25 protein-coding genes are annotated in these 23,485 nt (G+C 31.2%); 8 read left to right on the forward strand and 17 right to left on the reverse strand.

Going from position 1 to position 23,485, the window contains the following annotated elements; translation table 11 throughout:
• Positions 1 to 8 precede the first annotated feature (8 nt).
• The 17 genes from Q1A15_RS11705 to Q1A15_RS11785 all read right to left on the reverse strand — a co-directional run bounded on the left by Q1A15_RS11705 (position 9) and on the right by Q1A15_RS11785 (position 14,357).
• Entirely contained in the window at positions 9 to 1,091 is a 1,083-nt protein-coding gene (locus Q1A15_RS11705; protein ID WP_299623699.1) for an NADH:flavin oxidoreductase, read from the reverse strand.
• Positions 1,092 to 1,310: 219 nt separating this feature from the next.
• Positions 1,311 to 2,522, reverse strand: a complete 1,212-nt coding sequence (locus Q1A15_RS11710; protein WP_299623702.1) for a hypothetical protein — start codon at positions 2,520 to 2,522, stop codon at positions 1,311 to 1,313.
• Positions 2,523 to 2,614: 92 nt separating this feature from the next.
• On the reverse strand, positions 2,615 to 3,157 hold the full coding sequence (locus Q1A15_RS11715) for a VOC family protein (RefSeq protein ID WP_299623705.1): 543 nt from the start codon (positions 3,155 to 3,157) through the stop codon (positions 2,615 to 2,617).
• Between the two features lie 58 nt (positions 3,158 to 3,215).
• Complete coding sequence (locus tag Q1A15_RS11720; RefSeq protein ID WP_299623708.1) at positions 3,216 to 3,746, reverse strand: hypothetical protein; 531 nt, start codon at positions 3,744 to 3,746, stop codon at positions 3,216 to 3,218.
• Between the two features lie 21 nt (positions 3,747 to 3,767).
• Positions 3,768 to 4,670, reverse strand: a complete 903-nt coding sequence (locus tag Q1A15_RS11725) for an ADP-ribosylglycohydrolase family protein (protein WP_299623711.1) — start codon at positions 4,668 to 4,670, stop codon at positions 3,768 to 3,770.
• A 27-nt stretch (positions 4,671 to 4,697) separates the two neighbouring features.
• On the reverse strand, positions 4,698 to 5,771 hold the full coding sequence (locus Q1A15_RS11730; RefSeq protein ID WP_299623713.1) for a serine hydrolase domain-containing protein: 1,074 nt from the start codon (positions 5,769 to 5,771) through the stop codon (positions 4,698 to 4,700).
• A 316-nt stretch (positions 5,772 to 6,087) separates the two neighbouring features.
• Positions 6,088 to 6,564 (reverse strand): hypothetical protein, encoded by a 477-nt coding sequence (locus Q1A15_RS11735; RefSeq protein ID WP_299623716.1) that lies wholly within the window; start codon positions 6,562 to 6,564, stop codon positions 6,088 to 6,090.
• Positions 6,555 to 6,971, reverse strand: a complete 417-nt coding sequence (locus tag Q1A15_RS11740; protein ID WP_299623719.1) for a hypothetical protein — start codon at positions 6,969 to 6,971, stop codon at positions 6,555 to 6,557. The genes Q1A15_RS11735 and Q1A15_RS11740 overlap by 10 nt, the downstream gene beginning before the upstream one ends.
• Positions 6,972 to 7,095: 124 nt before the next feature.
• Positions 7,096 to 7,476 (reverse strand): VOC family protein, encoded by a 381-nt coding sequence (locus Q1A15_RS11745; RefSeq protein WP_299624051.1) that lies wholly within the window; start codon positions 7,474 to 7,476, stop codon positions 7,096 to 7,098.
• 137 nt (positions 7,477 to 7,613) lie between these two features.
• Complete coding sequence (locus Q1A15_RS11750) at positions 7,614 to 8,426, reverse strand: helix-turn-helix domain-containing protein (protein ID WP_299623723.1); 813 nt, start codon at positions 8,424 to 8,426, stop codon at positions 7,614 to 7,616.
• Between the two features lie 55 nt (positions 8,427 to 8,481).
• A complete protein-coding gene (locus Q1A15_RS11755; RefSeq protein WP_299623726.1) occupies positions 8,482 to 9,042 on the reverse strand; it encodes a hypothetical protein in 561 nt (186 codons plus the stop codon).
• Between the two features lie 38 nt (positions 9,043 to 9,080).
• Positions 9,081 to 9,812 carry a nitroreductase family protein gene (locus Q1A15_RS11760; RefSeq protein WP_299623729.1) on the reverse strand — a complete coding sequence of 244 codons (732 nt, stop codon included), beginning with the start codon at positions 9,810 to 9,812 and terminating at the stop codon, positions 9,081 to 9,083.
• A 7-nt stretch (positions 9,813 to 9,819) separates the two neighbouring features.
• Positions 9,820 to 11,214, reverse strand: coding sequence for an aldehyde dehydrogenase (locus Q1A15_RS11765; RefSeq protein WP_299623732.1), 1,395 nt, complete (start codon positions 11,212 to 11,214; stop codon positions 9,820 to 9,822).
• 4 nt (positions 11,215 to 11,218) lie between these two features.
• Entirely contained in the window at positions 11,219 to 12,247 is a 1,029-nt protein-coding gene (locus Q1A15_RS11770; protein WP_299623735.1) for an alkane 1-monooxygenase, read from the reverse strand.
• Between the two features lie 33 nt (positions 12,248 to 12,280).
• Positions 12,281 to 12,970 (reverse strand): RluA family pseudouridine synthase, encoded by a 690-nt coding sequence (locus Q1A15_RS11775; protein ID WP_299623738.1) that lies wholly within the window; start codon positions 12,968 to 12,970, stop codon positions 12,281 to 12,283.
• Positions 12,971 to 12,977: 7 nt separating this feature from the next.
• Positions 12,978 to 13,589, reverse strand: a complete 612-nt coding sequence (gene yihA, locus Q1A15_RS11780) for a ribosome biogenesis GTP-binding protein YihA/YsxC (protein ID WP_299623741.1) — start codon at positions 13,587 to 13,589, stop codon at positions 12,978 to 12,980.
• Between the two features lie 3 nt (positions 13,590 to 13,592).
• Positions 13,593 to 14,357, reverse strand: a complete 765-nt coding sequence (locus Q1A15_RS11785; RefSeq protein ID WP_299623744.1) for an alpha/beta hydrolase — start codon at positions 14,355 to 14,357, stop codon at positions 13,593 to 13,595.
• A 200-nt stretch (positions 14,358 to 14,557) separates the two neighbouring features.
• Between Q1A15_RS11785 and mraZ the strand changes: the two genes are divergently transcribed.
• From mraZ to Q1A15_RS11825, 8 genes are all read left to right on the forward strand, one after another.
• Positions 14,558 to 15,019, forward strand: coding sequence for a division/cell wall cluster transcriptional repressor MraZ (gene mraZ / locus Q1A15_RS11790; RefSeq protein WP_299623746.1), 462 nt, complete (start codon positions 14,558 to 14,560; stop codon positions 15,017 to 15,019).
• Positions 15,012 to 15,911: a 16S rRNA (cytosine(1402)-N(4))-methyltransferase RsmH gene (gene rsmH / locus Q1A15_RS11795; RefSeq protein WP_299623749.1), complete on the forward strand. Its 900-nt coding sequence runs from the start codon at positions 15,012 to 15,014 to the stop codon at positions 15,909 to 15,911. The genes mraZ and rsmH overlap by 8 nt, the downstream gene beginning before the upstream one ends.
• A 1-nt stretch (position 15,912) precedes the next feature.
• A complete protein-coding gene (locus Q1A15_RS11800) occupies positions 15,913 to 16,233 on the forward strand; it encodes an FtsL-like putative cell division protein (protein ID WP_299623752.1) in 321 nt (106 codons plus the stop codon).
• A 67-nt stretch (positions 16,234 to 16,300) separates the two neighbouring features.
• Complete coding sequence (locus Q1A15_RS11805; protein WP_299623755.1) at positions 16,301 to 18,262, forward strand: penicillin-binding protein; 1,962 nt, start codon at positions 16,301 to 16,303, stop codon at positions 18,260 to 18,262.
• Entirely contained in the window at positions 18,263 to 19,726 is a 1,464-nt protein-coding gene (locus tag Q1A15_RS11810) for a UDP-N-acetylmuramoyl-L-alanyl-D-glutamate--2,6-diaminopimelate ligase (protein ID WP_299623758.1), read from the forward strand. It abuts the gene before it with no gap.
• A gap of 3 nt (positions 19,727 to 19,729) precedes the next feature.
• Positions 19,730 to 20,956 carry a phospho-N-acetylmuramoyl-pentapeptide-transferase gene (gene mraY, locus Q1A15_RS11815; RefSeq protein ID WP_299623763.1) on the forward strand — a complete coding sequence of 409 codons (1,227 nt, stop codon included), beginning with the start codon at positions 19,730 to 19,732 and terminating at the stop codon, positions 20,954 to 20,956.
• The gene (gene murD / locus Q1A15_RS11820) at positions 20,956 to 22,290 is read left to right on the forward strand and encodes a UDP-N-acetylmuramoyl-L-alanine--D-glutamate ligase (RefSeq protein WP_299623766.1); all 1,335 of its coding nucleotides are present in this window, start codon (positions 20,956 to 20,958) and stop codon (positions 22,288 to 22,290) included. The genes mraY and murD overlap by 1 nt, the downstream gene beginning before the upstream one ends.
• Positions 22,291 to 22,294: 4 nt before the next feature.
• A complete protein-coding gene (locus Q1A15_RS11825) occupies positions 22,295 to 23,485 on the forward strand; it encodes an FtsW/RodA/SpoVE family cell cycle protein (protein WP_299623769.1) in 1,191 nt (396 codons plus the stop codon).

The following is a 23,485-nucleotide window of genomic DNA, read 5'->3' on the forward strand; positions in this document are numbered from 1 at the left end:
AATAGTAATTAATCAGGATTTACAAATCCAGACCATTTACTCATATAATCAATAAAGTTTTCACCTACACCTTCATTTTTTAAATATGCTTTTGAAACCGGAATTTCGGTAGGTTTAAAGTTGATATCTTTTATTACTTGTTCAGGAAAATTATGATGAAGAATTGCAGAACGCCCAATAGTAACAAAATCTACGTTTGAATTTAAAACTTTTTGAACATCTTCACCATTTCTGATATTACCAGCCACAGTTAAATGAACATTTTTTAAATCTAATGCTGTAAAATGTTCAAGCAAAGATTTATGTTGATGTTCTTCTTCTTCCGGATGTTTGTATACATCCCATAAAGAAACATCAAGGAAATCAATTTTAGTTTCTTCAACTAGTCTTTCACAAACTTGTTTTATTTCAGATAATTTAAGTCCGAATCGTTCAGGAGAAAGTCTAACACCTAATAAAAATTGTTCGCCACAAGTATTTCTAATACCATTTACAATTTCAAATAAAATACGACTTCTGTTTTCTAAACTTCCACCATAATTATCGGTTCTGTTATTTATACTTGAGCTTAGAAATTGAGCTAATATGTAACCGTGGGCACCATGAACTTCAACACCATCGTAACCACTTTTTTGAGCTCTTTTTGCAGCATTAATAAAATCGTTTTTTAGTTGTTGAATTTCTTCTGAAGAAATTTCACGAGCACCATGTTTTTCGTTGTTAGAAGGGCAAAGAGGTTTTTGCTGAATCAGTTCTTCAGGAGATCGCATTCCTGCATGGTGAAGTTGAACAACAGCTAAACTACCATATGATTTAATTTTTTCACTTAATCTTTTATGTCCTTCAATATGATCATCAGAAAAAATACCTAATTGTCCAGGAAAACCTTTTCCAGAAGCTTGAACGTGAGAAGCACAAGTCATAACCAATCCAAATTGACCTTTAGCTCTCATTGTTAACCACTGATATTCATCTTCAGATAATCGTCCGTCTTCAAAACTTTGAGTATTCGTTAATGGAGCTAACATGAATTTGTTTTTCATGGTTAATCCACAAGGGAATTGAACAGGTGTTTGTAAAAGGTCTTTCATTCTGATTTACGCTTTCTTTTTGTAAAATTTAAGTGCTTTACTAATTTTTGTAAAGTTAACTAAAAAGAAAATTTTTTAGAAAGATTGTAACTTAAAGCGTTTGTTAAAAAAGGAGAATTGTTTTCTTCTTAAAATGTTAATTTATTAGGACTAAGTTCTTTAAGAAAATCAGTGATTTGACTTTGTATTTCAGAAGTAATATCAATCTTTTTTAGGATGTCAATTTTCATTGTTATTTTTACTATTAAAGGATTCTTTCTTTTCCTTACATTCTAATAATTTCTTGATTGCATTCTGATTTTCTGGATTTAATGTTAAAGATTTAGCATAATTAATTATAGCTTTATTCCATTCTTTATTGTCTAAATAAGCTTCTCCTAAACTATCATAAAGATCAAAATCATTAGGCATTAATTTAAGTCCGTATTTAAAAACTTTTATGGCAGTTTTTGGATCCTTTTTATTTTTTAACCACTCATAACCTACAACATTAATTCCCCAGTTTACGCCTTTATTTTTAAGTTCTTCTTCTGAATATTGTTCAGGGTTCATTTTTTCTTTCAGAAATAAAACTGGATTATTTGAATCGTTATATTTAGTATAAAATTGATAAGCTATAGAATTTGTGTCTTTTTCAAATAAGTCAATCATCATTGTTTTATGATTTCCTTTCTTGAGTTCTTTTTTTAGATCTAATTCAACATAATTAGAAAAATCAGTGTATAGGTATAAACGAATTTTAAGAGAAGTTAAATCGTAAATTGTAGAAAATTGTGTGGAGGTAACTTCAGAGCTTTCGGTTTTCATATTATCCATTACTTTACTACAATAATCAAAAGATGCTTTGCCTTGTGTAGTATTTAAAAACTGTTGCCCTTTTTGAAACCTAGGAATATCAACTTCAGATAGAGAGTTTATTTGTGAGTAATAAAAATTAGAAAACGATTTTTCAGACTCTTCTCCAATTATTAATAGTTCACCTTCAACTATTAAATATGTTCCAGATTTATCTACAAATACAAGCATACTACTTGAAAGAAAACTTAAATCAATAGTTTCTAAGTATTCTTTCACTTCTTCTACAGTTGCCATAGATTGCATGATATTGCGAAGAGCGTTAACTATCGAAACTTTAGTCTTTCCTACGGTATTTGTAACGGCTAATTCAGAATTAGCAAATCCATCAAAAACTAAACCAGCTTCATTAATTGCACCTTGAGCAAAATTATTGATTCTACCCATGTACATAACTCCAAATTTTTTATCACCAGCTACTTCAAACCAAAATTGATTATTCGGACTTAGAAAATCTTCGTTATTCCCCACAATAGTTCTTCCGTTTTTAGTGATTTTATACATACTGCATGTATTTCCGATTAATGGAAAAAGCAAAAGAATGGTAGCAAAAAGAACGATGATGTTATTTTTCATTTTGTCTTTATTAATTTTTAATAAAGACAATGTATATGTTTATATGTTACAGTTTAAGACTAATTTGTAAATGATAGATAACAAATAGTTTCCTATTTTAAATTTAACTGCCAAGAAACGCCAAATTGATCTTCAACAAAACCAAATTTTGTGCTGAATCCATAATTATTTAAAGGCATCATTACCTTTCCGTTTTCGGATAGTTTTGAAAACAATTTGTTTAATTGTTGTTCATCTTTACATTCAACAAAGTTAGAAACAGCAGGAGTAAAACCCCAGTCGTGAATAGCAGGACTATCACTACACATAAAAAGTTTATCATTTAAACTAAATGTGGCGTGCATAATGGTTCCTTCTTTTCCTGGAGCACCTTTTTCCCAACGTTTTATATTTATAATTTTTGAATTGTTAAATAGTTTGATATAGAAGTTCATTGCTTGTTCAGCATTTTCTTTTTGAAATGTTAAGAATGTTGCAATTTGTGTTTTTGAACTATTTTGATTTTCAGTAATTATCTTTTTAATGCTATCAAGTTCAGTTTGAAGTTTAATTACATTCTCGTTCTTATTATTTTCAATGTTAGTACAGCTTAAAATAAATAAAGAACTAAACAGAATTGTTAAAAATCTTTTCATGTTTAAAGTTTTTGTTGTTAGATCCTTCAATATAAGTAAACTAGATTTTTAATTGCAATTAGCTTTTAAATTTTTGCATATACTGTTTTATAATATGTCTTATTTCACAAATATCTTTTTTATTTGGTTCTTTATTAGCTACTAAATAAAATTTACGAATCCACGGTGTATTTTCAATTTTACAATGGAATTCATATTTGTGAAGTAATTTATCTTTAAATTTTGTTTTCGTATGACTTATGATAACAATTTCTTGTGATGCTATAAAAATTGTGTCTAAGAAGTTCGGGTTTTTCTTTTGAAGTTCATTATTGTTATTTTGAACATCATAAGAAGAATATCCTTCTAATTTAATGAAAGAGGAATCAGACGTTTTTTGAGCTAATAAACTATTTAAATCTCCTCTAAATTTACCCGTCCAGTATTTCGGAAGCTTAAGAGTGAAATCAGTATACTGGTCATAAAGTGAAATAGAATCTTCTACAGAATAGTTATTACAATCCTTAAAAAAATCTGTAATTGTATTTTTTTGAGCATTGCTAATGAATGTAATTAAGAAGCAAACTAGTATTTGAATTTTCGTTTTCATATAGTTGTAAAAATGTTTTTATTACCAGTTTTCTAATGCAATTAATTTATCCATTGTAGTTGTTATCCAATTGTAATCTTGTAAAGTTTCTAATTTAGAAGTCAGTTTTATGGGAATAGCATGAAACCCGATTAAAGAACCAGCTATTTGTCCTGCAATTGAACAATTTGTATCGGTATCTCCACCGATTTCAATAAGCTGAGCATACATTTGTTCAATTCCAATTTCTTTAACTTTATTTGCTGCTGCAATTGCTAATGGAACAGAATTTACGACATATCCATCGTTGCCAATTTTTCCTATCTCAAGAAGATTTTCTATGTTTTTGATTTCAATAAGTCTATCACGAACTCTGGTATCAGGAATTTGATCAATAATTAGTTCTAATAAATTCGTTGTACCATTCCAGTTACCATTTAAAATTTCTCTTATAGCGATTATTACACTTTTAGCTCCAATATAAGCTTCATCATTATTGTGAGTGATAATACAAATATCTCTGATTTCAGAATATGTAATTTCTTCTCTAAAAGCTATTGGAGCTATTCTCATAGCTGCTCCGTTTCCTGCTGCATATTCGCCTCTTCTTCCCACTTGACTCCAATGTCCGCCAAAGCTTAACTCTTTTAAAGATTTTAAAGTACTTGCTCCAATTCCTCTTAGCTTTCGTTGTTGGTAATATTCAACGAACTTGTTCGCTATTACTTCAGGATTTACTTTTTTATTTTCACACATTACTTCGATTGTAGCTAAAGTCAATTGTGTATCGTCTGTAATTCCCCAAGTAGGCATTTTTACATTTGGATTTCCAAGAAAATAAAATGTATCACCATCTTCTTCAAATTGATTTTCAAAACCGCTTCCCCAAGCATCTCCAATGGCACCTCCAATTATACATCCTCTAAACCTTTCTTCTTTAGTCATCTATACAGTTTTTAAAATTTGATATGATTATTCTCTTCCTAGAGAACTGTTGGCTACTATTTTCCTGATTTCATTTTCAAAGTGATAAATGATATCATTATTTATTGAATTACCACTTTTATAATAAATATTCTCTAAAATTATAACATCAACTTTATTCTTAGGGATATAAAATTTAAAAGAAACAAAACCTAAACCTTTACCACCATGACCAATATATAATGTTTTATGTTGACTATGAGTTCTTATTCCATATCCATAACCAGTTGTTTCATTATCAAAAGCAGAATGTTTACCCATATTAGTTGGAGTTGTCATTTGTTTATATAAATCGGAACTTAAAATTTCTCCATTGTGTAATTTATTATCCCAAATATTCAAGTCAAAAACATTAGAAACAATACCGCCAGCAGGAATGTAATTTTCCCAACTGTCTTTAGTGAAATCAGTATATTTAAATTCAACAGGATAAGCAAAGCTTCCAAGTTCGTAGCTATTTATTATCCCCTTGTTAGGTTTGTCATATTCATAGCAATAAGTATTATTCATACTTAATTCTTTAAATAAATCATTAGCTAATTCTTTAAATTTTCTATCAGTTACTTTTTGAAGTATTTTACCTAGCAAACCATAATTTTTATTATTGTACATAAATCCATTTCCTGGTTCGAAAAGTAATGTGTTGTTGAAATAATTTATACCAGCAGACATATTTAGTAAATTATGGATAGTAACTGAATTTGTCCAATCGGCTTTTATCTCAGGTAAATAATCATGTACTGTTTTATTCAAATCAATGTTTCCTTTTTCTACTTCTTTTAAAATTAATACAGCTGTAATTTGCTTACTATTCGATTGAATTAAGAAATTATCACTTAATTTAATTGGAGTCTGTTCTTTAAAATTAGAAAACCCATATTCTTTTGAACATTTAGTTTTACCATTTTGAGTTATCAAAATTACACCGTTAAATTCTCTTGGTGTAAAAGTTAATATTAGGCTATCTATTTTAGCTGAATAATCATCTATCACAGATTTTTTGCTGCGACTACAACTAAAAGCAATACATGTAAGTATTACAAGAGTAAAGAGTTTTTTCATTGAATTTGTTTGATTTTATCATTTCTAAGACCTAGCATAAAAACCAATGCGATTGTGCTTATTGGAGAAATAATTAAAGAGGGGGTCAACCTTATAATGAAGGTAAGTCTAAAAGAAAATACAGCAATAGAAAGAAGAAGAATATAGAGAGCAAAAAGAGCTATTGTCTTTTTTATTCGTGAATTAAATCGTTCAGTTATTTTTTTGTGGAAATACATTGTTAGAAATATTGGGTTTAGAATTACCCAACATAACAGTATAATAAACAGTTCTGCGTATGGACCAGTTGCTCCAATCATTTAATAATTATTATTTTTTAGCTTATTTCAATTAAAATATTTCCTTGTAAATCCGGGGAGATATTAGTTGGTATGTTCTTTAAACTATTAATTTTAAAATTAGAACATGAGATTTTAATTGTTTCTTTAGAGATAAAAGTTAATTCAATTCCTGAGACTAATTTAATTTTTCCCGTTTTCATTGTATAATCTACAAGAGTATGAAATTCATTTTCAATAAACTTTAAAGAGTCGATTTCTTGTCCGATTAAATTTTTAATCTTAGGTAAGTTATTCAAGTTTATTTCATAGAAATGAGAAGTTTCTAGATTTCGGTTTTCTTGAAATTCAAAATTTTCAAGCTCAAAATTCCAAACAAAAGTAACTGTCGTTTTAAATAAATAAACCTGAATAGCTCCGTCAATGGCATAACCGTTATCAAATTCAATGTAATTATCATTACTGTTAAATACTCTTATGTCAACAATTTTCTGATTGCAATTTTTTATCCCCATTTTTCTTCTATTTTTTCATAATCCTTTTCATAAAATAACATGAAGGCTTCAAATGCATCTTCTTTTGTTTGTCCAGGAATTACACTACAAAAATCTTTATCATAGAAATCATAAGTAACTAGTCCAAACCATTTGCTCTTTTTATAAGTTGTAGGTCTTTTGTAGCAAATATAAAATTCGTGTTCATGTAAATTACCAACTATTGAAACCGCAATTCCATCACCTTTTTCATTTTCAATATTTAAAGAAGGAGATCCATATAACTCTTTTGCGCTTAGCTGAAGTTTTAATAATTCTACCCATTGAAAGTTATTAAACTTATTAATAAACTCATCTTTAGTTAATAATTGTTCGTTTACCAAATTAGGTTTCAAAGGGTGCAATTCTGAATATTTTAGTTTTTCCATTTTATTTAGCAATTATGATTTAAAATGAAGTTTGTCTCAAGTACAACTTGCAATTTTAGCCATAAAGTTAATTAAAAACTTGAATTTTAGATGCTTTGTGAAATATTAGATCCAATAAAGTATTTTATTCTTCTGGTTTAGTGTAAGTCACAATATCAATCCCAATGTTATTAGGATCAACGATAGCAAAATGTCGATCTCCCCAAGGTTCGTTACGAATTTCAATTTCTATAGGAATGCTTTTCTTTTTTAGTTTCTCATATACCTGATCTACATTTTCTACTTCAATTGTTAGATAAACACCTTTACCATTAAATTCTGATTGAAAAATAGGTTTCTGACTGGCATGATTCGGTAGTAGAAAACTGAGTTCTGCTGAATGGTTTGGTGTATGAAGTAATAGATAAAATTCATTTTCAAAACTTACGCTAAAATCTAAAACTTCGGTGTAAAATTTCTTTGTTTCTTGTAGTTTTTTAGTAATTATTCCAGCGTTTAATTTCATCTTGTTTGTCGTTTGTGCATTCATCCAGTTAAGTGATAGAACAAATAGCGTTAATAATACTTTTTTCATTGTTAATGATTTTCTTATGTCAAATTTAAATTGACAAAACCATGAAGTATTGTAAAAATCGGACAAGCTTAATGAAAGGCTTCGGAAGGAGTTACGCCGTAGAAAGTTTTGAAGTTTTTAATGAAATGAGCTTGATCGAAAAAGCCAACATCAAAGTATAGTTTATTTTCTTTGAGACTTTGTTTTGACGGATTAGCGTTTAAAATATATTGAAAGCGAACGACATTACTAAACGATTTCGCTGTTGTTCCTAAATAAAAGTTGAAAATTCTACGTAGATGTCTTGTGCTTAATTCTGAATTAAGGTCTTCTTCTGTGTCTAAATGCCCATGTTGTTTAAAGATCATTTTTAATGCTTCTAAAAAACGAACATCGTAATTAATTTCTTGATTATTTATTAATTGGAATATTTTCTTGTTGATGATTTCTGTAATATCTTCAAAAGAATCCGTTGATTTAATATTTGATGTTATCCATTCTGAAAAATCAGGAAGTACGTTGTATAAATCTTGAGATTGATTGCTTAAAGTTTTAGCGTCAATTCCAAATAAAAGAGAAAACATAGCAGGTAAAAAACGGATACCGATATAATCAAATTCTTTCCCAATTGAAAATTGAACAAACTTTCGGCAAAATCCCATAATAAAGTTTTCTGTTGGTTCTTTATGATTGAAAAAAATATCGATACAGCCATCAGAAACAACTCGGTAATTATAGTCGCTATTTAGTTTTTTCTGTGTTTTAAGTTGCCAGAAACAAAACACGAAATCCTTAATTTCTTTATTAGGAGGAATTTCTCGATAATTGATTTTGTTATCATTAATTGAAACAGCTGGCTGAATAGGTCTGTAGTATTCTCTTATGAATTGTAATTCATTCACTGCTTAAGTGTATTGCGAAATATTTCAAAATTAGCATATGTGGGAAGAAAGATGTTTACCATTTAGTGTAATCTCCATTCTTTTCAGCCTCATTAATATTATGTTTAAACGTTTTTTTTAAATCGTAGAGACTTCCTTTTTTGTTTAACTCTATTGCTTTGTAGACTGTTGAAAATGGAAAAAGATTCATTTTATAAACTTTATGAATTACAGTGAAATCACTTCCTTGATTATCATAATAAATTTTCCATTCACAATTAAAAAAGTCATTTAAATCTTTACCGAAACTTGCACCTATTAAAGTCATAATCTCTTTTTTAGATTCTTTATTTGGACTTTTATTCTCTTTCCACTTTTCAAGAACTAAATCTAAATTTTTAGCATTAAAAATATTACTCTGTTGAGGTGAATATTTTTCAATTAAGATTTTAGCTTTCTCTAAAAGCATGTGATATTCTTTAAGTTCTTTTTCTCCCCAATCTTGTAATTTAAATCGAACACCAGAATCTGAAACATGATACTTAACAACATCTAGATTATTGTTTTGTGGTTTTTGGCTATTTCCTTTGCAAGAAACTAGAATGAGTAGTGTTATTAAAAGTAAGTAGTTTTTCATTTGTACTTATTCACTAACTTTCTATGTAATACTAATTATTAAACCTCTGTATAAATATCTTCAAAAGGAACTCTAAAGCGTTTTCCATAAACACCTTCAGGTTTACGAATACCACAAGAAATAATCATGTTAATTTCAGCACCAGAAGGTAATCCTAAAACCTTTTTTACACGCCAAGTATCAGAACCTTCCATCGGGCAAGTATCGTAACCTTCACCAGCCATACTCAACATAAAAGTCTGTGCAGCTAATCCAGCACTTTTATGAGCAACAACTCGCATGTCTTTTGCGCGTACTTCTCTGTAAATAGGTTTGAATAATCCTGTAATTAAAATTGTTAAATATTTAAAGAAGCCAAAAATCCCTAGAAAATCATTGTAAACAAACGGAATGAGTTTCTTGTAGTAATTTTTAGCAAATTTTTCTCTGCTAGATTGTTTTCCGTCGGGTTGAGGTGGATAAACTTTATCTAGATATTCTAAATTTGCTTTAGCTCTCTTTTTCCATAAATCTTTTCTTACGGTAACCACGACCATTTGTTGCGCAGTTTTAGCAGCATTTTGGTTGAAACAAAGTGGTATTAATTTATCTATAACAGATTTAGAAGTAACATGATAAAATTCCCATAATTGCATATTGCTACTGTTGGGAGCTAACGAAGCCTGTTCAATACATTTCTTTACGATTGAAGTATCTATTTTTTTTGTGTCATCGTATACACGAACCGATCTTCTATATGCAATAGCTTCGCTTACAGTTTTTTCACTCATAGTAATATTATCCTAGTTTCAATAATGTTTTTAATTGTTTCAGTTTTCCTTTATAAGGCGCATATCTTGTAGGGACATCTAACCAGTTTCCTCTTGTAACAACCCCTTTTTTATGTGAAAAAGTCTCGAAAGTTTGCTTTCCATGATAGCTTCCAGTTCCACTTTCTCCAACACCACCAAATGGTAAATTATGATTAGCAAAATGTACTGTAGTATCATTAATAGTTCCTCCACCAAAAGAGTAACGTTGAATCATTTTCTTCGCAAAAGATTTATGACCAGTAAAGACATAAAATGCAAGTGGTTTATCAAACTTACTAATGATATTTTCTAATTCACTTTCAGACTCGTAAGAAAGAACTGGTAAAATAGGACCGAAAATCTCTTCTTGCATTACGTTACTGTCTAAGCTTGGCTCGTCAACAAGAGTAGGAGAGATGTAACACTCTTCACGATCAGTTTCACCTCCAGTTAATAAAGTTTCATTTTCGATCATTTTGTGTAAACGATCAAAGTTTTTTGTGTTTACAATTCTTGGAAAATCAGCTGAAGCTTTAGGATTTGTTCCATAAGCTTTTTCAATTTCAGAAATAAAAGCGCTTGTAAATTGATCTTTTACTTTCTTATGAATTAATAGGTAATCTGGAGCGATACATGTTTGTCCTCCATTTAAAAATTTACCCCAAACAATTCTTTTAGCAGCAAGTTTTATTTTTGCTGAATCATCTACAATACAAGGACTTTTTCCTCCTAATTCAAGAGTGGTAGGAGTAATATGTTCTGCAGCAGCTTTTGCTACAATTCTACCTACAGGCACACTTCCTGTAAAGAAAATATAATCCCATCGTTGAGCTAGTAATTCTTGTGTTTCTGGAACTCCTCCTTCAATTACAGCTACATGTTTCTTGTCAAAAACAGCTTCGATAATTTCTCTTGTGATAGCGCTTGTGTGCGGAGTAAGTTCCGAAGGTTTTAAAACTACTGTATTTCCAGCTGCAATTGCTCCCACTAAAGGAGAAAAAGCTAATTGATATGGATAATTCCAAGGAGAAATAATTAAGGTAGTTCCGTAAGGTTCTGGATGTATTTTGGCTGATGAAGGAAAGTTTAATAACGCAGGAAAAACACGTCTAGGTTTAGACCAAGAACGTACGTTTTTAATCATCATTTTCAATTCAGAAAGTACAATCCCAGTTTCAGTCATTACTCCTTCATATTCAGATTTTCTGAAATCATTGTGTAGTGCTTTTAAAATATCATCTTCTCTTCGTGTGATTTCTTTTAGTAACTTTTGTAAACTCTTTTTTCTGAAAGAAATATCTTTAGTTTGTTGTGTGGCAAAAAAACGACGTTGTTCCTGAATTAATTCAGGAATAGCTTCAGTAATAACTGTATCGGTCATAAAATTATATTTCTTGTAATTTTTTATTCATTAATCTAAACCAAATGGGCGGAATTAAAGATAATAACATCATTCCGGGGTAACCCGTTGGCATTTGTGGACTTTCGGGAAGTGATTTTAAAATTTGATAATGCTTACTTCCATTATAATGATGATCTGAATGTCTAGATAAGTTAAATAAAACTAGTTTTCCAATCACATGATTTGAGTTCCAAGAGTGTGTGTGGCGAACTCTTTCATATCGTCCAAATTTATTCTTTTTACGCATTAAACCGTAATGTTCAATGTAGTTTACAGTTTCTAAAAGTAAAACTCCTACAATAGCAGCAGCTAGAAAATATAAGGTTACAGTAATTCCAAAAAAATAAAAAATTGAACTAATTAAAATGATGTGCGCTAGTGTATAAACAATCATTCTGTTTTGATGATGAAACCAACTTCTTTCAGAAGTTTTTAGTCTTTTGTTCTCTATTTTCCAGGCTTCGATGTAACTCATGAATTGAGAGCGAATCCAAAATAGATATAAAGCTTCGTTTTTTCTTGCTGTGGCTGCATCTTCAGGAGTCGCAACATTAAAATGATGTCCTGCGTTGTGGTATGGCAAGAAATGAGTTTCTAAAGAAGTAAGTAATAAAATCTCTCCTAAAAGTTGCTCTAATCTATTACTTCGATGTCCAAGTTCGTGTCCCACATTAATTCCAATAACTCCACACATAATTCCCATGGCTAAAATTCGTCCGATAAGATCTACGGTGTTAGTGGTGTTTTCAATCACAGATAAAAACCAAATTAAAAAAGCTACTTGTGTTGGAACAGTTAAATATAGAATATAAGAATATAGCTTATTATGCTTTTCAACTTCTTCTTGTTCTTTATCAAAATTACTTGCATTAACTTTTAGAAAAAAATCTGCCAATGGAACAATTCCAAAAACATAGATTAGAGTAGAATATGTAATCCAACCTGTTGATGTAAATGAAATATAGGTAGTTAAAGGTACAGTGAATACCAATAAATATTTTAATGCTTTCATTGTAGTAAGATGATTTTGAACTAAATATACGAATTAGTTACATGCATCCCAAACACCATCATTAAGTGGAGTAGGAGCGTTTACAGCAATTTTATCTTTACTAACAGGGTGAATAAATTCAATTTTTTTAGCCAAAAGATGTATGCTGGCGTTTTTGTTACTTCTTGGAAATCCGTATTTTAAATCACCTTTTATAGGGTGACCAATGTTTGAAAGCTGACAACGAATTTGATGGTGTCGACCAGTCTCTAAATCAACTTCAAGTAAAGAGTAGCGATCGAGTTTTCTTAACACAGTATAATGTAAAATAGCTTTTTTGCTTCCAGAAACTTCGTGATTATAAGCTTTAGATTTATTATTCTTCGGATTTTTCTTAAGAAAATTGGTTAAACTATCCTTTTCTTTGTTAGGATGTCCTTTCACCACTGCCCAATATGTTTTCTTAATTTGCTTTTCACGAAGCATTTTATTTAAACGCTCAAGAGCTTTAGAAGTTCGTGCGTAGATTACAATACCAGAAGTAGGACGATCTAATCTATGAACAGTTCCTAAAAAAACATTTCCAGGTTTATTGTACTTATCTTTAATGTATTCTTTTACTACATCACTAAGAGGTTTGTCACCTGTTTTATCACCTTGAACAATATCGCCAGAGCGTTTGTTGATGATAATTAGATGATTGTCTTCATGTAAAACTTGTAAATTGTTTTTTGTAGAATGCATTTAGATTTTATTTAAAATCGTCTGCGACATCTTTGTTTACCTGATCAATAAAACTTAAAACTTCTTCTCTTCCAAGTTTGTTTGAAGAAGAAGTTAAAAAGTTAACTGGTAAAGTTTCCCAATGTTGTAATAATTTTCTTTTGTAAGAAAGAATTTGTTTGTTCAGTTTAGAACTAGGTAATTTATCCGCCTTGGTAAAAATAATAGCAAAAGGAATGCTATTTTCACCAAGAAAGCGCATAAATTCTAAATCTATTTTTTGTGGATCGTGTCTACTATCAACTAAAACAAAAGCACACACTAATTGTTCACGCTCTTTAAAATAGTTTTCAATAAAATATTGAAATATAGTTCGTTTCTTTTTAGAAACTTTAGCATATCCATAACCAGGTAAATCAACTAAAAACCATTCATCATTTACTTTAAAATGATTAATTAATTGTGTTTTTCCAGGAGTTCCAGATGTTTTTGCTAATTTTTTTCGTTCCATCAACATGTTAATCAATGAAGATTTTCCCACGTTAGAACGACCGATGAAAGCATATTCAGGTATTCTGTCTTTTGGTGCATTTATAACATTACTGTTACTCATCACAAACTCAGCAGATTTTATTTTCATCGTTTAAATATTACGTTTTTTAAACCAAGCTTCAAGTGTATTGTTAAACTCTTCAGGATGTTCCATCATAGGAGCATGTCCACATTTATCAACCCAGAATAAATCACTGTCTGGTAAAAGTCTATGGAAATCTTCTGCTACATCTGGCGGAGTTACAGTATCGTTTTTACCCCAAATTAAGCATGTTGGTTGTTGCATGTTAGGTAAGTCGTTTGCCATGTTATGACGAACAGCACTTTTTGCAATAGCTAATGTTTTAACTAATGTATTTCTATCATTAATTACGTCGTATACTTGATCAACAAGTTCTTCTGTAGCTATTGATTTGTCATAAAAAACTTCCTGAGTTTTTGTGCGTACAAATCCTTTGTCTCCTCTTCTAGGATAATTATTTCCCATTGAGTTTTCATACAATCCAGAACTACCTGTTAGTACCAGAGCAGAAACATCTTGAGGATAATGTTTGATGTAATAAAGAGCGATATGTCCACCAAGTGAATTACCTAAAAGCACAACGTCTTTCAATTGTTTAAATTCAATAAAATCGTGTAAAAACTTAGCAAGATTCTTAACATTTGTCTTTAAAATAGGTAATGTGTAAAGTGGAAGTTCTGGTATTAGAACTTGATACCCTATTTTAGAAAAATGATCAAATGTATTGTCAAAATTACTTAATGCTCCCATTAAACCGTGTAAAACGATAATAGGCCTTCCTTCACCAGCTTCCGCGTAAGTAAATTTATCTTCTTTCTTTAAAAAATCAGTCATTAGCTAACATTTGGCTAACCGCAAAAATAAACCTTTTTTGTTATATGTCAATTTCTTTTTTGAAGAGGCCTCTTTTACGGGGTTAATCATAAGTTTTTTAGGTAATTGGGTGTAAAGTGGTGTAAGTTATTAACAATGTGGTAAAAAGTGGTAAAAAGTGGTAAATATTTTATACTTTTGAATATTACTATATAGTTTTTGTGATAAATCTTATTGGAACATATGAGTGTAAAGCTGATGCCAAAGGTAGGCTTATGCTAGCTTCTAGTCTAAAGAAGCAGCTATCTCCTGTGTTGCAAGAAGGTTTTGTGATTAAACGTTCTGTGTTTCAGTCTTGTTTGGAGTTGTATCCAATGCAAGAGTGGAATGTTATGATGAGTAAAATCAATAAGCTGAATCGTTTTGTGAAGAAAAATAATGACTTCATAAGGAGGTTTACAGCAGGAGTGAAGATGGTTGAGGTTGATGCTACTGGTAGGATTTTGATTCCAAAAGATCTGTGTGCTTTTGCAGAAATAAAAAAAGAAGTGGTGCTTTCTAGTGCGGTGAATATCGTTGAGATATGGGATAAGGAAAATTATGAGAAGGTTATTGAAGATTCAGCTGAAGATTTTGGTGATTTAGCTGAAGCGGTAATGGGAAATATAGAGTTAGATGAATAATTATCACGAATCGGTGTTGTTGAAAGAGAGTGTTGATGCTCTTGATGTAAAGGAAGATGGAGTTTATGTGGATGTTACTTTCGGTGGAGGTGGTCATTCAAAAGAGATTTTGAAACGTTTAGGTCCGAATGGTAGATTGTTTGGGTTTGATCAAGATGATGATGCGAGAAGAAATATTATTGAAGATGATCGTTTTGTGTTGATTGAAGAAAATTTTAGATACATATCTCGTTTTTTAAGATTTCACGGAGTAAAAAAGGTTGATGGTGTTTTGGCTGATTTAGGTGTTTCTTCTCATCAGTTTGATGAAGCGGAAAGAGGTTTTTCAATTCGTTTTGATGGTGAGTTAGATATGAGGATGAATCAAAATGCGAAAGTTTCAGCAAAAGAAGTAATTAATGATTTTGAAGAGTCTAAGTTAGCGGATATTCTTTTTTATTATGGTGAGCTTAGAAATGCAAGAGCGATAGCGAAAACAATAGTTGCTGCAAGAGCGGAAAAAAGAATTGAAACAAGTTTTGAGTTAAAAGAGGTGTTGAAGCGTTTTTTACCTAAAATGAAAGAGCATAAAATCTTAGCTCAGATTTATCAGGCAATTCGTATAGAGGTAAATGAGGAGTTAGAGGTGTTAAAGGAGTTTTTAAATCAAATGCCTCAATTATTGAATGACGATGGTCGTTTAAGTGTTATCTCTTATCACTCATTAGAAGATCGTTTGGTGAAAAGGTTTATAAGAACAGGTTTGTTCGAAGGTGAACCAGAAAAGGATTTTTATGGGAATATAAGTGTGCCGTTAAAGAAAGTTGGGAAATTGATAGTGCCAACGAGTGAAGAAATAGTGGTGAATAATAGAGCGAGAAGTGCGAAATTAAGAATAGCAACAAAAGCATAAAATGAAAGAAGGATCGGGAGTTTATGATTTGTTAAGAGGGAGTTTTTTAACTGATGATTCTGCGGCTAAAAATTGGAGAGTGATCATTTTTGTGGTCGGACTCTTATTAATAATGATATGGAGTGCGCATTCAATAGATGAAAAAGTGGTGAAGATAGCTGAGTTGAATAAGGTGAAACGAGAGTTGCGAGCGGAGTATGTTGATACAAGTACGATTCTGATGCGGATGAAGTTAGAAAGTGCAATACGAAAAAAAGTTATACCAACAGGTTTGGAACCGGCGCAAGAGCCGCCTCAAAAAATAAAAGTAATAATTAAATAAAAGATAAGGGGAGTTGTCAGTAATTAAGAAAAGCATATTAAACAAGTTGTACGTAGTTGCGGTGTTGATGTCGCTTTTTTTGTTGGTTATAGGAGGTAAGGTTTTTGAATTGCAATATCTAGATGGTGAGCGATACAAAAAGATGGCTTTAGAATCTACGATAAAAAATGATACCATAGCGGCAAATAGAGGGAATGTGTATGCTTCTGATGGAAATCTTTTAGCTACTTCTGTATCGAATTATACTATTCGAATGGATCCTGTTGCGGTAAGAGAAAAGGATTTTGAGAAACATATAGCAGGTTTAACAGAATCGTTGTCAAAAATGTTAGGTAAAACACCGCAGTATTATGAAAAGAAAATCCGTGATGCTAGAGGTAGAAAGAATAGATATCTTTTAATCGCAAGAAATTTAGGTTATAACGATTATGCGAAGATGAAGAGTTTTCCGATGTTTAATCTTGGTGTGTATCGTGGTGGTTTTATTGCAGAGCAAAGAACTGTTCGAGAGCATCCGATAGGTAGAATTGCTGAACGAACTGTAGGGTATAGTGATCATCGTGGTGGAGCTGGTATTGAGGGTGCTTTTTCAGATTATATGAAAGGTGATAATGGATGGAGAGTGAAACAAAAAATAGCTAAAGGTCAATGGAAACCTTTACGAGATATTAATGAAAAGGAGCCGGAAGATGGTAAGGATGTGATTACAACTATAGATGTAAATATTCAAGATATAACTCACTATGCACTTTTAAAGCAGTTGGAGTATTTTGAAGCAGATCATGGTTGTGCTGTAGTTATGGAAGCTTCAACTGGAGAGATTAAAGCAATTTCAAATTTAGGAAGAACTTCTAAAGGAAAATATTACGAAAAAAGAAATTACGCTGTTTGGGAAAGTCATGAGCCTGGATCGACATTTAAGTTGGCGAGTTTAATGGCTGCTTTGGAGGATAATGTTGTAGATACTGCAGATGTAATCGATACTGAAAAAGGAAGAATATTTATTAATAATAGAAAGGTAGAAGATAGTAATCATGAAGGTTATGGAGAAATATCTTTAGCTAGAGTTTTTGAAGTTTCTTCAAATATCGGAATTGTAAAAGCGATCCAGAAAAACTACGATCACAATCCGAATAAATTTATAAAAAGAATAAAACAGTTTGGTTTAGATCAGCAAACTGGAGTAAAGATTGTTGGGGAAGGTAAACCTATTATTCCACTACCAAAAACAAATAGATGGAGCCCGATTGCTTTAGAATGGATGGCTTGGGGTTATGGAGTTTCTTTAACGCCTTTGCAAACATTAATGTTCTATAATGGTGTGGCAAATAATGGTGAATTGGTAAAGCCAAGATTTGTTAAGGAGCTACGAACTGGAGGTAAAACTGTTGAGAAGTTTGATAAGGTTGTCCTAAAAGAGAGAATTGCTAAACAGATAACAATTAATAAGGTGAAAAAGATTATGGAGAATGTGGTTAAAAAAGGAACTGCAGAAGAAATTTATTCTCCAAACTTTTCAATGGCAGGAAAAACAGGTACAGCAAAAAAATGGATTCCAAGAAAGAAGAATAGTAAAGGAGAATATGAAGGAGGTTACTATTCGAATAAGAAGTATGTTGCTTCTTTCGCTGGTTTCTTCCCTGTAGATAAACCTAAATATTCTTGTATCGTCGTGATTCACGAACCAGATCCTTTAAAAGGATATTATGGAGCAAAAGTTGCGGCTCCAGTATTTAAAGAAATTGCACATAAAATTTATACATCAACTCCATCAAGTGTACAGCGAGTGACAGACTCTGTAGTTGCAGCATCTATAAATAAAGATTACAACAGGTATTATGATGTAATCAATAAATATAAAACAATAATGCCAAAAGTAGTTGGAATGTCTGCTATGGATGCGATTTCAATTTTGGAAAATATGGGATTGAAGGTTCAGGTAAATGGAGTTGGAAAAGTAACAGAGCAATCGATTAATAAAGGAGTAAAAGTTCGTAAAGGAACTACGATATATTTAAAACTATCATAATTGAGAATAGTAAAAGACATATTATATAAAGTTGGAGTGAATTCAATATTTGGTGACACAAATGTTGAAGTTGCTAATGTGGTTTTTGATAGTAGAGATGTTGTTGAAAATGATTTGTTTGTTGCGCAAAGAGGTGTTACGGTTGATGGGCATCAGTATATAGATAAAGCGATAGGTTTAGGAGCAAAAGTTATCGTTTGTGAAGATGTCCCGGAAGAGAAAAAAGAAGGTGTGACATATGTTGAGGTTGATGATAGTAACAAGGCTTTAGCAAATATTGCTTCTAATTATTATGGTAATCCTTCAGAAAAATTAAAGTTAATAGGGGTTACAGGTACTAACGGAAAAACAACTGTAACTACGTTGTTGTATCAGTTGTTTAAAAAGTTAGGTTATTGTTCTGGATTGTTGTCTACAGTCAAAATAATGGTGGATACAATTGAGTATAAAGCCACGCACACGACACCAAATTCACTTGCTATAAATAAGTATTTGGCTGAAATGGTAGATCAGGGTGTTGAGTTTTGTTTTATGGAAGTGAGTTCTCATGGAATCCATCAAAAACGAATTGAAGGTTTAGTTTTTGAAGGTGGAGTATTTACGAATTTATCTCATGATCATTTAGATTATCATAACTCATTTGCAGAATATCGTGATGTGAAAAAATCGTTTTTCGATGGTTTGAGTAAAAATGCATTTGCTTTAACAAATATTGACGATAAGAACGGAAACATAATGCTTCAGAATACAAAAGCAAGTAAAAGATCTTATGCGCTTAAAACGCTTGGAGATTTTAAAGCGAAAATCTTAGAGAAAAGTTTTTCGGGTTCATTAATTACAATTAATGGAACTGAGGTATGGACGAAGTTAATAGGTGATTTTAACGCTTATAATCTTCTAGCAATTTACGGTGTTAGTGAATTGTTAGATCTTGATAAAATGGAAGTTTTACGAGGAATTAGTGAGTTACAAAGCGTAAGTGGTCGTTTCGAATACTTGGTTTCTAAAGATAAGGTTACGGCAATTGTAGATTATGCGCATACACCAGATGCATTAAAAAATGTTTTAGAAACTATTAATAATGTAAGAACGGGTAACGAGCAAGTAATTACTGTAGTTGGTTGTGGTGGAGATCGTGATAAAACGAAACGTCCAAAAATGGCTAACATAGCTTCTTTGTTAAGTTCTCAAGCTATATTTACTTCAGATAATCCAAGAACGGAAGATCCACAGGTAATTATTGATGAAATGGAAACTGGAGTTACTGCTGAAAATTATAGAAAAACAATTTCAATCGTAGATAGAAAACAGGCAATTAAAACAGCTTGTAAGCTGGCGCAATCAGGAGATATTATTCTTATTGCCGGAAAAGGACATGAAAATTATCAAGAAATAAATGGTGAAAGACATCATTTTGATGATTTAGAGGAAGTGAAACAGTGCTTTAATCAATTAAAAATATAAAGAATGTTGTATTATTTATTTCAGTATTTAGAAAACGAATTTAATCTTACAGGAGCGAGTGTATTTCAGTTTATTACATTTCGTTCTGCTGCAGCATTTATATTGTCTTTATTAATTTCTACCATTTTCGGAAAAAGAATTATCAATTTCTTAAGAAGACAACAAGTTGGTGAAAGTATTAGAGATTTAGGTCTAGATGGACAAATGCAAAAAAGCGGTACGCCTACAATGGGTGGTGTCATCATCATCATGGCAACATTAATTCCGGTATTATTGTTAGCTAAGCTTGAAAATATTTATGTAATCATCTTATTGATTACAACTGTTTGGATGGGATTCATTGGGTTTGCTGATGATTATATAAAAGTCTTCAAAAAAGATAAGGCAGGATTAAAAGGAATTTTTAAAGTTTTTGGTCAAGTTGGATTAGGGCTTATAGTTGGAGCGATTTTATACTTCAATGATGATGTAACTATAAAAGAGCAATTGCCACAAGAGCAACAAGTAGTTATGGAGAATGGTAAGAAGAAAGTGTTTAGTGAGGCGCATAAGTCAACTAAAACTACTGTTCCGTTCTTAAAAGATAACGAATTAGACTATGCTAAAGCTTTAAGTTTCTTAGGTGAAGGTTATGAAAAATACGCATGGTTAATTTTTATTCCAATAGTAGTTTTTATTGTTACTGGAGTTTCTAACGGAGCAAATTTAACAGATGGAATCGATGGTTTAGCGGCAGGTTCTTCTGCTATTATGGTAGTAACTCTGGCGATTTTCACTTGGGTTTCTGGTAATATCATTTTTGCCGATTATTTAGATGTAATGTATATCCCAAATTCTGGAGAAATGACAGTCTTTGTGGCTGCTTTTGCAGGAGCGTTAATTGGATTTCTATGGTATAATACATATCCAGCTCAGGTTTTCATGGGAGATACAGGAAGTTTAACAATTGGTGGAATTATCGCTGTAATAGCTATTGCAATTAGAAAAGAATTATTACTGCCTTTGCTTGCAGGAATCTTTGTTGCTGAGAATTTATCTGTGATTTTACAGGTATCGTATTTCAAGTATACAAAAAAGAAATATGGAGAAGGAAGACGGATTTTTAAAATGTCTCCTTTACATCATCATTATCAAAAGTTGAATTATCACGAGAGTAAAATTGTAACACGTTTTTGGATTGTTGGAATTTTACTAGCAGTATTCACTATAGTAACGCTTAAGTTAAGATAATGAAAAGACTAGTTGTTTTAGGTGGAGGAGAAAGTGGAGTAGGTGCAGCTATTCTAGGAAAGAAAAAAGGATTTGATGTTTTTGTTTCAGATAAAGGAGTAATTACAGAAGAATACAAGAAAGTTCTTGAACATTATAAAATAAAGTTTGAAGAAAATCAGCATACAGAAAGTGAAATTTTTAATGCTGATGTAGTAATGAAAAGTCCTGGTATTCCAGATAAGGTAGCTTTAATTCAAAGTTTACTAGCTAAAGGAATAAAAGTGATTTCTGAAATTGAGTTTGCTGGAGAATTTACCAATGCAAGTTTAGTTGGAATTACAGGTTCTAATGGAAAAACAACAACAACAATGTTAACGCATCATATTTTAAAAAGTGCGAACCTAAATGTTGGAGTTGCTGGAAATATCGGAGATAGTTTTGCGAAACAAGTAGCAAATGAAAGTTATGAGAATTATGTCTTAGAGTTGAGTAGTTTTCAGCTTGATGGAATCGAAGAGTTTCGTTGTCATATTGCAATGATTACGAATATTACTCCAGATCATCTCGATAGATATGATTATGATTTTAATAAATATATCGCTTCAAAGTTCAGAATAATAAAGAATCAAACAGAAGATGATTTTTTGATTTATGATGCAGATGACGAAGTGATTACAAGTTGGTTGGATAAACATCCTGTTCAATCAAAATTAGTTCCATTTTCAATAGAGAAAGAATTGGAACACGGAGCATTTTTTAAGGATGATGAAATAATAATTAGAATAAACGAAGAGGAATTTAGAATGGATAAATCTTATTTAACAATACAAGGAAAGCACAATACAAAAAACGCAATGGCATCTATGTTGGCATCAAAATTATTACAAGTTCGTAATAATACGATATCAGAAAGTATGTCGAATTTTGAAGGTGCTGAACATCGTTTAGAAAGAGTCGTGAAGATTGAAGGAGTAACATATATCAACGATAGTAAAGCAACAAATGTTAATGCTACATTTTATGCTTTAGAATGTATGGATAATCCAACGGTTTGGATTGTAGGTGGAGTAGATAAAGGGAACGATTATACAGATTTATTGCCTTTAGTTAGAGAAAAGGTGAAAGGTATTGTTTGTTTAGGTTTAGATAACGAAAAGATTATAAATACGTTCCAAAATGTAGTTGACATTATAGTAGAAACAGCTGGAGCAGATGAAGCAGTAAAAGTTGCGCACAAGATTGCTCAAAAAGGAGATTCAGTTTTATTGTCTCCTGCATGTGCGAGTTTCGATTTATTTGATAATTACGAAGACAGAGGGCGACAATTTAAAAACGCAGTAAGAAGCTTATAAAATATTGAAGACAATATTTAAACATATAAAAGGAGATCGAGCTATTTGGGCTATAGTTGCCGTTTTGGCAATACTTTCTTTTATGCCTGTATATAGTGCAAGTACAAACTTGGTTTATGTGGTTGGTAATGGTTCTACAACAGGACATTTAATTAAGCATGTTGCGCTTTTAATTATGGGATTTGGTATTCTCTATGGAGTGCATAAAATTCCGTATCGATATTTCAGCGGAGGTTCAGTTTTAATGTTGCCTATAGTGATTTTATTACTGGTGGTTACATTGGCACAAGGAACAACTATTGGTGGAGCAAATGCAAGTAGGTGGATTAGAATTCCGTTTGTAGGTGTTGGTTTTCAAACATCAACATTAGCAGGTTTGGTTGCAATTGTTTATGCGGCAAGATATCTAGCTAAAAATAAAGAGAAAAAGATTGTATTTAAAGAGAGTTTATTGCAGTTGTGGTTGCCTGTTGGAATGATTTTAATTCTCATTTTACCAGCAAACTTTTCTACAACAGCAATTATTTTTTCTATGATAATTATGTTAGTGTTCATAGGAGGATATCCAATTAAATACATTGCAAATATTTTAGGAATTGGTATTGTTGGTTTAGGATTATTCATCCTAGTAATAAAAGCTTTTCCTGATGCAATGCCAAATAGATTGAGTACTTGGGAAAGCCGAATTGAAGGTTTTTTTAATTCAGAAAATCAACCAGAAAACTATCAAGTAGAAAAAGCAAAAATAGCCATCGCAACTGGAGGTCCATTTGGTAAAGGAGCAGGTAAAAGTGTGCAGAAAAATTTCTTACCACAGTCATCATCTGACTTTATTTACGCAATTATCGTAGAAGAATATGGAATGTTAGGTGCGTTATTGGTGATTTTTATGTATTTCTTGCTGTTATTCAGGATAATAATAGCTGCAAAAAAAGCAACAACAATTTTTGCAACTTTATTGGTAATTGGCGTAGGTTTGCCGATCATTTTTCAAGCCATTATAAACATGGCTGTGGCAGTAAATTTATTTCCTGTTACCGGACAAACTTTACCATTAATAAGTAGTGGAGGAACATCAATTTGGATGACTTGTTTTGCTATTGGAATGGTGTTGAGTGTGAGTGCGTCGAAACATGAAACAGAAGAATCAATTTTAGATGATAATCCGTTAGATATTTTACATGAAACCATATAA

Origin of the sequence: uncultured Tenacibaculum sp. (assembly GCF_947495995.1) — a bacterium.
Lineage (GTDB): Bacteria > Bacteroidota > Bacteroidia > Flavobacteriales > Flavobacteriaceae > Polaribacter.